This window comes from Janthinobacterium sp. SUN176, assembly GCF_030587335.1.
In the GTDB taxonomy this organism is placed as follows: Bacteria; Pseudomonadota; Gammaproteobacteria; order Burkholderiales; family Burkholderiaceae_D; genus Janthinobacterium; species Janthinobacterium kumbetense.
Map to the genome: position 1 here is coordinate 13,436 of NZ_JAPWIA010000005.1, position 13,263 is coordinate 26,698.

The 13,263-nt window shown below is 61.6% G+C and carries 15 protein-coding genes; 5 read left to right on the top strand and 10 right to left on the bottom strand.

Annotated features, from left to right (window positions below; genetic code table 11):
- Positions 1-70 precede the first annotated feature (70 nt).
- The 5 genes from O3299_RS24235 to O3299_RS24255 all read right to left on the bottom strand — a co-directional run bounded on the left by O3299_RS24235 (position 71) and on the right by O3299_RS24255 (position 5,299).
- The gene (locus O3299_RS24235) at positions 71-1,267 is read right to left on the bottom strand and encodes an acetyl-CoA C-acyltransferase (protein WP_099666058.1); all 1,197 of its coding nucleotides are present in this window, start codon (positions 1,265-1,267) and stop codon (positions 71-73) included.
- Positions 1,264-3,063 (bottom strand): bifunctional isocitrate dehydrogenase kinase/phosphatase, encoded by a 1,800-nt coding sequence (gene aceK, locus O3299_RS24240; RefSeq protein WP_305063370.1) that lies wholly within the window; start codon positions 3,061-3,063, stop codon positions 1,264-1,266. Before aceK ends, O3299_RS24235 begins: the two co-directional genes overlap by 4 nt.
- Before the next feature lie 53 nt (positions 3,064-3,116).
- Positions 3,117-4,301 (bottom strand): isovaleryl-CoA dehydrogenase, encoded by a 1,185-nt coding sequence (locus O3299_RS24245; RefSeq protein WP_077398251.1) that lies wholly within the window; start codon positions 4,299-4,301, stop codon positions 3,117-3,119.
- A gap of 124 nt (positions 4,302-4,425) precedes the next feature.
- Positions 4,426-4,830, bottom strand: coding sequence for a MerR family DNA-binding transcriptional regulator (locus O3299_RS24250; RefSeq protein ID WP_251351570.1), 405 nt, complete (start codon positions 4,828-4,830; stop codon positions 4,426-4,428).
- Positions 4,831-4,924: 94 nt separating this feature from the next.
- Entirely contained in the window at positions 4,925-5,299 is a 375-nt protein-coding gene (locus O3299_RS24255) for a hypothetical protein (protein WP_251351519.1), read from the bottom strand.
- Positions 5,300-5,543: 244 nt separating this feature from the next.
- Between O3299_RS24255 and O3299_RS24260 the strand changes: the two genes are divergently transcribed.
- Entirely contained in the window at positions 5,544-5,951 is a 408-nt protein-coding gene (locus O3299_RS24260; protein ID WP_034753756.1) for a hypothetical protein, read from the top strand.
- An 89-nt stretch (positions 5,952-6,040) separates the two neighbouring features.
- Positions 6,041-6,367 carry a hypothetical protein gene (locus O3299_RS24265; protein ID WP_077398249.1) on the top strand — a complete coding sequence of 109 codons (327 nt, stop codon included), beginning with the start codon at positions 6,041-6,043 and terminating at the stop codon, positions 6,365-6,367.
- Between the two features lie 152 nt (positions 6,368-6,519).
- On the opposite strand, the gene O3299_RS24270 is transcribed toward O3299_RS24265, so the two are convergent.
- The 5 genes from O3299_RS24270 to O3299_RS24290 all read right to left on the bottom strand — a co-directional run bounded on the left by O3299_RS24270 (position 6,520) and on the right by O3299_RS24290 (position 10,827).
- Positions 6,520-7,134 (bottom strand): UbiX family flavin prenyltransferase, encoded by a 615-nt coding sequence (locus O3299_RS24270; RefSeq protein WP_305054658.1) that lies wholly within the window; start codon positions 7,132-7,134, stop codon positions 6,520-6,522.
- The gene (gene grxD, locus O3299_RS24275) at positions 7,127-7,438 is read right to left on the bottom strand and encodes a Grx4 family monothiol glutaredoxin (RefSeq protein ID WP_034753766.1); all 312 of its coding nucleotides are present in this window, start codon (positions 7,436-7,438) and stop codon (positions 7,127-7,129) included. Before grxD ends, O3299_RS24270 begins: the two co-directional genes overlap by 8 nt.
- A gap of 105 nt (positions 7,439-7,543) precedes the next feature.
- Positions 7,544-8,014: a GNAT family N-acetyltransferase gene (locus O3299_RS24280; RefSeq protein ID WP_305063371.1), complete on the bottom strand. Its 471-nt coding sequence runs from the start codon at positions 8,012-8,014 to the stop codon at positions 7,544-7,546.
- 4 nt (positions 8,015-8,018) lie between these two features.
- Entirely contained in the window at positions 8,019-10,367 is a 2,349-nt protein-coding gene (locus O3299_RS24285; protein ID WP_099666063.1) for a Tex family protein, read from the bottom strand.
- A 94-nt stretch (positions 10,368-10,461) separates the two neighbouring features.
- Positions 10,462-10,827 (bottom strand): hypothetical protein, encoded by a 366-nt coding sequence (locus O3299_RS24290; protein ID WP_143451408.1) that lies wholly within the window; start codon positions 10,825-10,827, stop codon positions 10,462-10,464.
- Between the two features lie 260 nt (positions 10,828-11,087).
- Between O3299_RS24290 and O3299_RS24295 the strand changes: the two genes are divergently transcribed.
- Genes O3299_RS24295 through O3299_RS24305 form a run of 3 tightly spaced genes read left to right on the top strand, consistent with a single transcriptional unit; the run spans position 11,088 to position 13,250 of the window.
- Positions 11,088-11,750 carry a secretin and TonB N-terminal domain-containing protein gene (locus O3299_RS24295; protein WP_305063372.1) on the top strand — a complete coding sequence of 221 codons (663 nt, stop codon included), beginning with the start codon at positions 11,088-11,090 and terminating at the stop codon, positions 11,748-11,750.
- Positions 11,751-11,752: 2 nt separating this feature from the next.
- Positions 11,753-12,310 (top strand): RNA polymerase sigma factor, encoded by a 558-nt coding sequence (locus O3299_RS24300; protein ID WP_035823145.1) that lies wholly within the window; start codon positions 11,753-11,755, stop codon positions 12,308-12,310.
- Complete coding sequence (locus tag O3299_RS24305; protein WP_251351525.1) at positions 12,303-13,250, top strand: FecR domain-containing protein; 948 nt, start codon at positions 12,303-12,305, stop codon at positions 13,248-13,250. Before O3299_RS24300 ends, O3299_RS24305 begins: the two co-directional genes overlap by 8 nt.
- Positions 13,251-13,263: the final 13 nt, after the last annotated feature.

The window sequence follows — 13,263 nt, forward strand, 5'->3', positions numbered from 1 at the left end:
TTTCTCCCTGAAAATAAAATGAAAGGGCGCGCACCGTGAACTGCGGTGCGCGCCCGGGCTCAGGAAGAGCTTATACCAGTTCGATCGCCATCGCCGTCGCTTCGCCGCCGCCGATGCACAGGGCCGCTACGCCGCGCTTGCCGCCGGTTTTTTTCAGGGCGCCCAGCAGGGTGACGATGATGCGCGCGCCCGAGGCGCCGATCGGGTGGCCCAGCGCGCACGCGCCGCCGTGGATGTTGATCTTGCTGTGTGGAATGTCGAGGTCGTGCATGGCGGCCATCGGCACGGCCGCGAACGCTTCATTGATCTCGAACAAGTCCACATTGCTGCTGCTCCAGCCCGTTTTCGCGTACAGTTTTTTCACCGCGCCGATAGGGGCCGTGGTGAATTCGTTCGGTGCCTGCGCATGCGTGGCGTGGCCGTGGATTTTCGCGATGACGGTGCAACCGAGCTTTTTCGCCGTCGATTCGCGCATCAGCACGAGGGCTGCCGCGCCATCGTTGATCGACGAAGACGAGGCGGCCGTGATGGTGCCATCCTTCTTGAACGCCGCCTTCAAGGTGGGGATTTTTTCCAGGCGGGCTTTTTGCGGGCCTTCATCGATGCTGACGATGGTGTCGCCGCCGCGGCCGGACACGGTCACGGGCACGATTTCCCATTCGAAACTGCCATCCTTGGTGGCCGCTTGCGCGCGTTTCACGGATTCGATGGCGAAGGCATCCTGCGCTTCGCGCGTGAAGTGATATTGGCTGGCGCACTCTTCGGCAAACGTGCCCATCGAGCGGGCGTTGCCCTTTTCATCGCGGCTGTAGGCGTCTTCCAGGCCATCCATCATCATGTGGTCATAGATCATGCCGTGGCCGATGCGATAGCCGCCGCGCGCCTTCGGTACCAGGTAAGGGGCGTTGGTCATCGATTCCATGCCGCCCGCCACTACCACGTCGGCGCTGCCGGCGAGCAAGGTGTCATGCGCGAACATGGTCGTCTGCATGGCCGAGCCGCACATTTTCGACAGGGTCACGGCGCCCGTGGAATCGGGCAAGCCAGCCTTGCGCAAGGCTTGGCGCGCTGGCGCCTGGCCCTGGCCCGCCATCAGGCAATTGCCGAAAAACACGTGTTCCACGGCATCCGGCGCCACGCCGGCCCGTTCCACGGCGGCGCGGATGGCCACGGCACCCAGGTCGCTGGCGGTGACGTTGGCAAAGTCGCCCTGGAAGGCGCCCATGGGGGTGCGCGCGGCACCGACGATTACGACTGGATCATTCATGTTGGATCTCCGGTTAGGGGTGGGGATGATGACTGCATACAAAAACGCAGGTGCTGCGGATAAGGGAAGACGTCCTCGATGTGGCCGTCTTCGATGCGCTGTTTGCGCGCCTGCCAATATTGCGCCGTCAGCAGGTCGGCATGGTGCTGCATGAAATAGCTGCGGATGCGGGGATTGCCCAGCAGGAAGGTGCCGAATTGTTCGGGAAACACATCGTGCTTGCCGATGGGATACCAAGGTTCGGCCGACATTTCTTCTTCCTCCGTGCGCGCCTGGGGAATGACGCGGAACTGGCAATCGGTGATGTACTCGATTTCATCGTAATCGTAAAAAACGACACGTTGATGACGCGTGACGCCAAAATTTTTATACAGCATGTCGCCCGGAAAGATATTCGCCGCCACCAATTCCTTGATGGCGTTGCCGTACTCGACGATGGCGTGTTCGACCAGGTCGTCGCGGCCTTCCTTCTCGGCATTGCTCAGCCACATGTTCAGCGGCACCATGCGCCGCTCGATGTACAGGTGGCGGATGATGATCTGTTCGTGGTCTTCTTCGATCAGCGAGGGCGCGAACTGTTTCAGCTCGGCCAGCAATTCTTCCGCAAAACGGGCGCGGGGAAAGGCCACGTTGGAATACTCGAGCGTGTCGGCCATGCGGCCCACCCGGTCGTGGTGTTTCACCAGCAAGTATTTTTGCTGGACTTGCGCGCGCGTGGTTTCCTTGGGCGGCGGGAAAAAATCCTTGATCACCTTGAAGACATACGGAAACGACGGCACGGCAAACACGAGCATCACCAGGCCGCGGATGCCGGGTGCGCTTTCGAAGTGGTCCGACGAGTGTTTCAAATGCTGCAGGTAGTCGCGGTAAAACAGCGTCTTGCCCTGTTTTTGCAAGCCCAGTATCGTATAAATCTCACTGCGCGGCTTGCGCGGGAGCAAACTTCGGAGAAATTGCACGTAGGCCGACGGCACTTCCATATCGACCAGGAAATATGCGCGCGTAAACGAAAACAGCACGGCGATCTGCTGCTGCTCGAACAGCACCGTGTCGAGCACCAGCTTGCCGTGACGGTTGTGCAGGATGGGCACGACAAACGGGTATTCGCGGTTGCCGTTGATGCCCTTGCCGACCAGATAGGCGCCCTTGTTGCGGTAGAACAAACTGGTCAAGACCTGGATCTGGTGGTTCGGTTCGATCCTGTCGCCGCCGAACAGCTGCTGCAGCCGCGCTTCCACCTGGGCCACGTCACGCTCGAGGTTGGCAAATGCGCAGTCCAGCTGGAAGTGCGTCAGCATGCGCGTCAGGGTGTGGCGCAAGCCGTCCTTGCCCGGGTAATACACGCGGTAGGTGGGGACCGGGTCTTGCGTGTCGATGTATTCCGTGGACACGACGGGACGCACGAAAATATAGTCGTTATTGAAATACGTGCGGTGCAGGATGTTGCAGCAGACGGAATTGAAGAAGGTTTCCGCCAGTTCCGGCTGCTTGTGTTCCGTCAGCATGCCGATGTAGTGCAGCTTGAGTTCGCGCCACACTTCATCGCTCAACTCCGACTCTTCGTACTCATCTTCGAGCATCTGCACGCATTCCTGCACGCGCTTGTCATAAAAGTCGATGCGTTCGCGGGCCGCCGTCTGTGCCGCGGCCCAGGCGCCTTGCTCGAAATACTGCTTGGCTTGCTGGCTGGTTTCGCGGAACAGGCGGTAATGCTTGTCGAAGCCGTCGCGGATGGTGCGCGCGATATCGAATGCAATCTGGGAAGAGAGCAATTTGGGGAAGGCAATGTGCGTCATAGCTGTGCTCGCATAAATAGCTCTTCACCCAGTCGATCGCCGCGCGCCCGTGCTTACTTGGTTTCCGCAAACAGTTCGCGGCCTATCAGCATGCGGCGGATTTCGCTGGTCCCGGCGCCGATTTCGTACAGCTTGGCATCGCGCCACAGGCGGCCGGCCGGGAATTCGTTGATGTAGCCATTGCCGCCCAGGGCCTGGATCGCTTCGCCCGCCATCCACGTCGCCTTTTCCGCACTATACAGAATGGCGCCGGCCGCATCCTTGCGCAACTGGCGCACGGCTTCCGGCGTGGTGGCGCGGTCGCACGCCTGGCCGACGGCGTACACATACGCCTTGCACGCCATCATGGTTGAATACATATCGGCCAGTTTGCCCTGCATCAACTGGAATTCGCCGATGGGCTGGCCGAATTGCTTGCGGTCATGCACGTAAGGCACGACCAGGTCCATGCACGCCTGCATGATGCCCAGCGGGCCGCCGGACAGCACGGTGCGCTCGAAGTCGAGGCCCGACATCAGCACGTTGACGCCCTTGCCCAGGCCGCCCAGCACGTTTTCGGCCGGCACTTCGCAATCCTGGAACACCAGTTCGCCCGTGTGCGAGCCGCGCATGCCCAGCTTGTCGAGCTTTTGCGCGATGGAAAAGCCCTTGAAATTTTTTTCGATCAGGAAAGCCGTCATGCCGCGCGGACCCGCTTCCAGGTCGTTTTTCGCGTACACCACCAGCACGTCCGCGTCGGGGCCGTTGGTGATCCACATCTTGGTGCCGTTCAAGACCCAGCGGTCGCCCTTGAAGTCGGCACGCAGCTTCATGCTGACGACGTCCGAGCCCGCGTTCGGTTCCGACATGGCCAGCGCGCCGATGTGTTCGCCCGTGATCAGCTTCGGCAGGTACTTGGCCTTTTGTTCGGCCGTGCCGTTGCGCTTGATCTGGTTCACGCACAGGTTCGAGTGGGCGCCGTAGGACAGGCCGACGGAAGCCGAGGCGCGCGAAATCTCTTCCATGGCGATGATGTGTGCCAGGTAACCCATGCCGGCGCCGCCGTACTCTTCGCTGACGGTAATGCCGAGCAAGCCCATGTCGCCCATCTTGCGCCACAGGTCCATGGGGAACTGGTCGGTGCGGTCGATCTCGGCCGCGCGCGGCGCGATTTCGGCGGCGGCAAATTGTTGGATCGCTTCGCGCAGGGAGGCGATGTCTTCGCCGTGGTCAAAGGTCAAGCCTGGGAGATGGAGCATGTCGTCCTCGTCGTTATAAGTGTGGCGGTCATGGATGCCGGGTCAGTGAAGCTATGATACTCAGTTGTGACGTTTACGTAAACGTAAAGCGATGCGCGCGCGGCCTGCGCCGCCGCATTGCTGCCTAGCTGGTTTGCGCCTGATCCAGGTTCAAGTCCGCCAGCATGTGCGCGCAAGCGTCTTCATGCGCGCTGATTTCCGCCAGCGCCATTTCGATATCGATGCGCTGCTGTTCCAGGGTTTGCCGGTGTTGCGCCAGCACGCCCAGGAAGCGGTCCATCTGCGCGCGCGTGTCTTTCGGCGACTCGTACATGTCGACCAGGCTCTTGATCTCCGACAGCGCCAGGCCCAGGCGCTTGCCGCGCAGGGTCAGTTTCAATCGGGTGCGGTCGCGCGGCGTGTAGACGCGGCTGCGCCCGCCCGCGCCTTCGCGTTTCGGACTGAGCAAGCCCTGGTCTTCATAGAAACGGATGGCGCGCGCCGTGATGTCGAATTCCCGCGCCAGTTCGGTAATGGTATAGGTCGTCATTGCTGCGGGCGGTGTCGGTTGCATGGGTGGTCGGTCGCTGGATGGGTGCTGCAGGGTAATGGGGGGCAAAGTGCCGTTTACGTCAACGTCAATACTATTGTAGCGTGCCCTGCCCGTGCTGCAACAAAGAAAAAAGAGGACCTGGACAGGGGAATTTGGCGAATAAGGCAACAGTTACTGAAAATAAATTGATTCTTCTGGCGCAAACGCGCTTAAGATCGAGAGTTGGTGGCCAAGATGACACCAAAAAGAGCTTTCCTGGCATAACAGCGACATTCTTTTCGCTGCGATGGCAGTAAAATTTTTCGGGCGCAGATTCTTTCCAGCCGGCACGATCAAAAAACAACGTTTCGCTCTGAGCACGTTGTTCGAATCGTTTCCATGTTGGAAACAAAATGGCCCTTCTGAAAACTTTGTCTACAAGAAATTGTATGACATGGGCATTGCGTACATCGGTAGAGGAGGGCATTATCCGATACCGTACGTTGTAATGCCAAACCGAGGCTTTGAATCGTGCTGCAGTGCGAAAATCAAGGCCAGCCGCGAATTTGACCCGAAGCCACGCAGAATCACAAGAGAAAATTCGGCCCACTTTTCTACCCGGAAAGCCCGGCCGGAGTGTTAATTGTTAATTGATACTCTTTTCAAATGTAACATTCTGTATGGTCATTCAAGAAACTGACTTTCATGTTACAACATGAAATAGTACACCTATGAATTCTTCTAACGAACGCGAAAGCTTCAGCCAGCGACTTCAGTTGGCTCTCAAAAACGCCCATTATTCTCCAGACAGCCCGACCAGACTGGCCCGGGAATTCAATATCCGTTTCGACGGGCGCCCGATTACCGTGCATGCAGCTAGGAAATGGTTAGTAGGTGAAGCAATTCCGACGCAAGAGAAATTGCGCATGATTGCCCAATGGTTGGGCGTTCCGGCGGAATGGTTGCGTTTTGGCGGCCCGGAAAGCGCCACGCCGAATGGCGAAGCGGGCAGCGCTTTGTCGCGGTTTGAGTCCGCCGATGTGAAATTAATTGCCGATTTGCAAAGATTAGATGAACATCATCGTCAAATCGCGCGAGAATTTATTCGCATGCTGGTCAGAGTCAACTACCAAAAGTAAGCATTCAGGCCATCCCCGGCCGGCGCCGTCCGCCTTTCGCTGGCGGCGCTCTTCCTGTCCTTTTATTTGCGCAACGTCATACTGGAGACATGATTTTGTCGCACAATAAGACCTCGCATGTTGCGCTGCAGCGGAATTATTTGACAATAATCCCGCACGCAGCGGCGCAGCGGCCAATACCAGCGCATAATCACATCAGAAGCAGCCAGTTCATCCACTACGGAGCCGAGCATTTGAGCCGTCTTATGAAAAGTAACTACAGCAATACCGCGCAGCTGAAGGACTTGATGACCGTGCCCCCCATGACTGCCGCGCAACATGCGGAAGTGATGCGCAAACGGATCGCCCACCGCAGGATGGTTGAAGAAGCCAGGGATTTGAAGCAGGCCAGTGCTCACCAGTTCGACAAGCGGTGAGGGAGGATGCCTGACCAAAGCTGCTGCGCGTCGGCATAGGTAGTTTGCGATGCTCACCGTACTAAAGTACGGTTGCGCTTCTCGACTACCTCTTCCTTCCGCTCGCTACGCTTTTGTCAGGCATCGTGACGTCAATTAAATCGTGACGCCAACTAGAGGATAGGGGTGTCGCCAGTGGACTTCAAACCATTCCACCGTGGCGCCAGGCCGTGCTCGATGCCCAGCAGGTCGATGACGCGCGCGACCGTATGGTCGACCATCTCCGCAATGCTGTGCGGGTGGTGATAAAAGCTGGGTAGTGGGGGGAAGATGATGCCGCCCATTTCCGTCACGGCCGTCATATTGCGCAGGTGCGCCAGGTTGAACGGCGTTTCGCGCACCATCAAAATCAGGCGGCGGCGCTCCTTGAGCACCACATCGGCTGCCCGCGTGATCAAATTATCCGACAGGCCATGGGCCACGGCCGCCAGAGTCTTCATCGAGCACGGCGCGACGACCATGCCATCCGATTGAAACGAGCCGCTGGCGATGCTTGCGCCGATGTCGCGCAGCTTGTGCACCACGTGCGCCTGCGCTTCGATGTCCTTGCGCCCCACGCCCGTTTCCTGGTGCAGGGTCAATACGGCTGCATCCGACAAGACCAGATGCGTCTCGACGCCAGGGATGGCGCCGAGCAATTGCAGCAACCGCAAGCCATACACGGCGCCCGTGGCGCCCGTGATGGCCACGACGATACGGCGCGGCCGCTGCTGTTGACTATCAGGCATCGAGCAGGGACTTCAGTTCGCCCGATTCAAACATTTCATTCATGATATCGGAACCACCGATGAACTCGCCTTTGACATACAGCTGCGGAATGGTCGGCCAGTTCGAGTAATCCTTGATGCCTTGACGCACTTCCGGGTCATCCAGCACGTTGACGGTAGCGATGTTTTCCACGCCGCATGCTTTCAGGATCTGGATGGCGCGGCCGGAAAAGCCGCACTGCGGGAACTGGGCCGTGCCCTTCATGAACAGCACGACTGGCGTGTTCGTCACGGTTTCTTTGATCCAGGTTTGTACGTCGCTCATAGCTGCCTCTGATGGGTAAATAAATAGATGCCGTCATTTTATAAGAAAACGCCGGCACGGGTATGCGCTCAAGTCATAAATCGGGCAAGTCAGCCACGTTGATGCTTATAACTGTTTGCCCAGGCACACCGATTGTGCCGCGCCCACGTATTTGCCCCAGGCAACGACGGGTGCATAGCCGTGTTTGGCATAAAACGCCACCGCGCGGGTATTCGCCACGCGGGTGGACAGGTGCAGCCGCGCATAGCCGAAGCAGCGCGCCTGCGCTTCCACATGGGCCAGCAGGGCCGCGCCCACGCCACCTTGGCCGGGGCGCGCATACATGCGCTTGAGTTCTGCCGTGGGGCTGTCCGGCCCGCCCAGCGGGCGCAGGGCGGCGCAGCCCAGCAGGTCACCGGCGCCATCGCGGGCAAGATAAAAGCCGCCGCGCGGCGTGGCCGCTTCGGCATCGAAGGAAGAACGGCCGCTGTCACCATTGATGCGCAGCAATGCGTTCGACAATTCGTCGAGCAGCAGCTGGGCATCCGGGCCGGCCGCATCCGCCGCCAGGATGGTGATACCCTGCCTGGCGGCCACGAACTTAACCGCGCAGCTTGGCGAACGCGGCGGCCATGCTGCCGGCCGGTTCCGGTGCGTTGCGCGACTGCGACTGGTGCTGCGCCATGCTGCGGCGGTCGTTGCGGTCGCCACGCTGTTCCGGCTTGCTGCCCGCCTGCGGCGCGCTATCCGTCAAACGCATGGTCAGCGCGATGCGCTTGCGCTTTTCATCGACTTCCAGCACTTTCACGCGCACGACTTGTCCAGCCTTCACCACCGTGTGCGGGTCTTTCACAAACGTGTTCGACAGGGCCGAGATATGCACGAGGCCATCCTGGTGCACGCCGATGTCGACGAAGGCGCCAAAGGCGGCCACGTTGGTGACCACGCCCTCGAGAATCATGTCCGGGCGCAAGTCGCGGATTTCTTCCACGCCTTCCTTGAAGGTGGCCGTCGTGAATTCCGGACGCGGGTCGCGGCCCGGTTTTTCCAGTTCCTTCAAGATGTCGGAAATGGTCGGCACGCCGAAGGTTTCATCCGCGTACTTGGCGGGGCTGAGGGTTTTCAGCAGGGCCGTTTCGCCGATGACGGCCTTGATATCCTTCTTGATATCGGCCAGGATCTTTTCCACCAGCGGGTACGATTCCGGGTGGACGGCGGACGCGTCCAGCGGATTTTCGCCGCCCATCACGCGCAGGAAGCCCGCTGCCTGTTCGTAGGTCTTGTCGCCCAGGCGCGGCACGGCTTTCAGCGCCGCGCGCGAGGTGAACGCGCCCTTCATGTCGCGGTAGGTGACGATGCTTTGCGCCACGCTGGCCGACAGGCCGGAGACGCGCGCCAGCAGCGGCGCCGACGCCGTGTTCACGTCCACGCCCACGGCATTCACGCAATCTTCCACCACGGCATCGAGCGAGCGGGCCAGCTGGCTTTGACTCACGTCATGCTGGTATTGGCCCACGCCGATGGATTTCGGGTCGATTTTCACCAGTTCGGCCAGCGGGTCTTGCAGGCGGCGCGCAATCGACACGGCGCCGCGCAGGGACACATCCATGTCTGGCAACTCTTTTGAGGCGAACTCGGACGCCGAATACACCGACGCGCCCGCTTCCGAAACGACGATCTTCGTCATCTTCGCTTCCGGATGCTGCTTGATCAAATCCTGCGCCAGCTTGTCCGTCTCGCGCGACGCGGTGCCGTTGCCGATGGAAATCAGGGACACATTGTGCTTGGCGGCAAGACGGCCCAAGGTGTGCAAGGAACCATCCCAGTCGTTCTTCGGCTGGTGCGGGTAGATCACGGCCGTGTCGACCACTTTACCGGTGGCATCGACCACGGCGACCTTGACACCCGTGCGCAAGCCAGGATCCAGGCCCATGGTGGCGCGCTGACCGGCCGGCGCGGCCAGCAGCAGCGCTTTCAGGTTGGTGGCGAAGACATTGATGGCGTCGAGTTCCGAGCGTTCGCGCAGCGCGCCCATCAGTTCCGTTTCCAGGTGCATGAAGCTTTTCACGCGCCAGGTCCAGCGCGCCGTATCAAGCAACCATTTGTCGGCTGGACGGCCGAGGCTCTTGATGCCGAAGCGGGCGGCGATGCGGCCTTCGCACGGGTTGTGCGGCGCATCCCATTTCGGTTTTTCCGCTTCCGTATCCAGGCGCAGGGTGACGTCGAGGATGCCTTCGCGGCGGCCGCGCAGCAGCGCCAGCGCGCGGTGAGATGGCACTGTGGAAATGGTTTCCGAGTAATCGAAATAATCGGCGAATTTTTCGCCTTCGTCCTGCTTGCCTTCCACCACTTTCGATTCGACGATGCCGTGTTCCTGCACGTATTCGCGCAAGGTTTGCAGCAGCGTTGCATCTTCGGCGAAACGCTCCATCAGGATTTGGCGCGCGCCGTCGAGGGCCGCTTTGGTGTCCGCCACGCCCGGGTTGTTGCCGTCGGCACTCGTAAACGCTTCGCGCAGGAACTTGCCCGCTTCCATTTCCGGCGTCAGTTCGGGATTGTCCAGCAAGCCGTCGGCCAGCGGCATCAAGCCCGCTTCGATGGCGATCTGCGCCTTCGTGCGGCGCTTTTGCTTGTATGGCAGATACAAGTCTTCCAGGCGCGTCTTGTCTTCCGCGTGCATGACGGCGTCCAGCAGCTCGGGCGTCATCTTGTTCTGTTCCGTGATCGAGGCCACGATGGCGGCGCGCCGCTCTTCCAGCTCGCGCAGGTAGCGCAAGCGCTCTTCGAGCAGGCGCAGCTGGATATCGTCGAGGCCGCCGGTCGCTTCCTTGCGGTAACGGGCGATGAAGGGCACGGTGGCGCCTTCGTCGAGCAGTTCGATGGCGGCGGCAACCTGCACCGGTTTGGCGGCAAGTTCAAGGGCAAGACGTTGTTCGATAGTGGGCAGCATGGTTGTTTCCAGAGCGATCAAGCCTGGAATGATACGCAATCGGCGCGATTGCGCAATCTTGACAGCGCAAATGGACTGTGCGTTGACAACAGCGTCAGCGGGCCGGCAGCAGCGGGCTGGCGGGCGTCGGCGGCGGCGGGCGCTGCGGCGTGACGGATTTGCCAAAGGCATTGCCCATGCGGTGTTCGAGGGCGGCGCGGTTGTACAGGCCCAGCTGGTTCGACGGGCGCTGCACGATCGCTTCCGCGCCGGACAGGGCGGGTGGCTGCCGGTTCACGGTGTTGCTATCCGGCAATAATTTTTCATTCAAGCAAGACATCGATTGCGCGCGCTTGCCATTGACTTCCACTTCCACGCAACCCTTCTCCGGCGCGGCCGCCTTCACGACGACGGTGTGCTCGTCCGCCTGTGCGGGCAGGGCGGCGCAGGCCAGCAGCAATAGTGATAACAGGCGTGCCATGGCGGCTCCCGCAGTGGTGGATCAGGCGTTCAGCATAGCAAGATCATATGTCGCGGCGATGACACAGGCCGGCATGCGGGCCGACGCCATGTCATGCAGTTGTCATTTTATGAAGCTACCATCTTGCCATTCTGCAGGCAACATTGCAGTCAAGACACTTCATGAGCAGGATTTTTCGTTGATTCCCCTGGAAAATGACACTAAGCCACCGCCGCGCCGCAACGGGCAATGCCCTGTCCGCCTGCTTGCTGATGACATTCATGACATTGATGACATTCGTGCGGCCGGCTGCGGGCGCGGACGGTGCTGACGCCAGCGCGCACGCGACCCTGCGCTTCGACTTGCCCGCCCAGCCGCTCGATGCGGCCCTGGTGGCGTTCGGCGAAGTGACCGGGTATTCCGTGCTCGTCAGCAGCCAGCTGGCGGCCGGTCGCGTGGCAGCGCCCGTGCGTGGCGACTACACGCCGGCCGAAGCGCTGCAGCGCTTGCTGGCAGGCACGCAGCTGGGCGCGCGCTTCAGCGGCAGCAACGCGTTTACCTTGCTGGCGCTGGCCGACGCCCCCGTGGCGCCGGCGCCCGTGCCGGCAGAGGCCGCTCCTGTCATATCACCGTTGCAAGGCTATGCGGCCATCCTGCAGCGCTCGCTCACGCGCGCCCTGTGCCGCTTGCATCCGGACGCCTTCGGCCGCTACCGCCTGGCTTTCCAGCTGTGGCTTGACGAGCGGGGCAAGGTGCGCGCCGTACACGTGCTGGAGCCGAGCGGCGTGGAACAGCGCGACCGCGCCGTGCTGCAGCGTTTGCGCAACCTGCTGATGGATGGCGCGCCACCGGCGGGCTTGCCGCAGCCGCTGACGATTTTATTGACGCCGCGGCCCGATCCGGATGCCGACTGCGCGCCCTACCTGCTGGCCGGGGCGCCCTGACCATGCCGGAATTGCTCAAAACCACCTTGCGCAAGCTGTTCCTGGAACGCTACGGACAGTTTCGCCGCCACTTGCAGCGCCGCCTGGGCTCGGAAGACCTGGCCAATGACGCGCTGCATGAAACGTATCTGCGGGTGGAACGGATGAATGCGCCCGAGGCCATCAGCTACCCGTCCGCTTACTTGATGCGCATCGCCATCAACATTGCGGAAGATCAACGTCGCGACAATGCGCGCCTGCTCAGCTTGCCCGATATCGACGACCTGTACGAGATGGCCGACGAGCTGGCCGACCCGGCCCGCACCTTCAGCGCGCGCGCCGAGCTGGAAGAGCTGGAACGGGCCTTGCAGGAGTTGCCGAAACGCCGGCGCGCCATCGTCATCGCCGCCCGCGTCGACCAGTTGCCGCACCGCGATATCGCCGAGCGCTTCGGCATTTCCGCCCGCACGGTGGAGAAGGAATTGCGCGCCGGCCTGGAACATTGCTGCGAGCGCATGGGACGCGATTTCATTCAGCGCTTCGGTCCCGGCGCGGGAAAAACGTCTAAACATCATGACTGAACAAGCGGAAGACGACATGAGTGTCATCCAGAAGGAAGCGCAGGCGTGGGTCGTGCGCCTGGCCTCGGGCCAGGTCAGCGAGCGCGATGCGCAAGTGTTTCGCCATTGGTGTGCGCGCAGCCGCAAGCATGCCAACGCGTTTGCCGAGGCGCGCGCCGTGTGGGGCGCCATGGCGCCGGCCGCGTGCGCCGTCAAGCGGGCGCAGGCGCCTGTCAACACGGCGCGGCGCGCCTGGCTCGGCGGCGCCGTGGCCGCCTCGCTGGGCTTGCTGGTGCTGCGCCCGCCCATGGACCTGTGGCCGGCCGTCGCGGGTCTTGCCGCCGACTACGCCACGGGCACGGGCGAACAGCGCGAAGTGGCGCTCGACGGCGGCGTGCTGGTGCAGATGAATACGCAGACGCGCCTCGACGCGGCGCCCGTGCAGGACGGCGCCGCGGCGCTGGTGCTGCTGGCGGGCGAGGCGGAATTCCAGGCCGGCTTGCGCGGCGCGGCGCGCGTGCGCGTGCAGGCGGGCGACGGCACCGTGTCGGCCGGCAGCGCCCGTTTCAATATCCGCCTGTTCGGCCAGGAAGTGTGCGTGACGTGCCTGGCGGGCCGCCTGCGCGTGGCGCAGGCTGGCAACGATGCGGAACTGGCGGCCGGCCAGCAGCTGCGCTACCGGCCCGAGCATTTCGGCATCGCCCGCGCGGTGGCCAGGGGCGACGTCAGCGCGTGGCGCCAGCGCTTGCTGGTGTTCAAGCAAAGCACCCTGGCCGAGGTGGTGGACGAGGTGAACCGCTACCGTCCCGGCAAGCTGATCCTCAATGGCGACGCCTTGAAACTCACGCGCGTGCAAGCGAGCTTTTCGCTCGACCGTCTCGACGACGTGATCGCCCTGATCCAGGACGCGTATGGCGCGCGCGTGACGCGGCTGCCGGGCGGCATCGTGCTGTTTGGCTAGTGATGCACGCCGA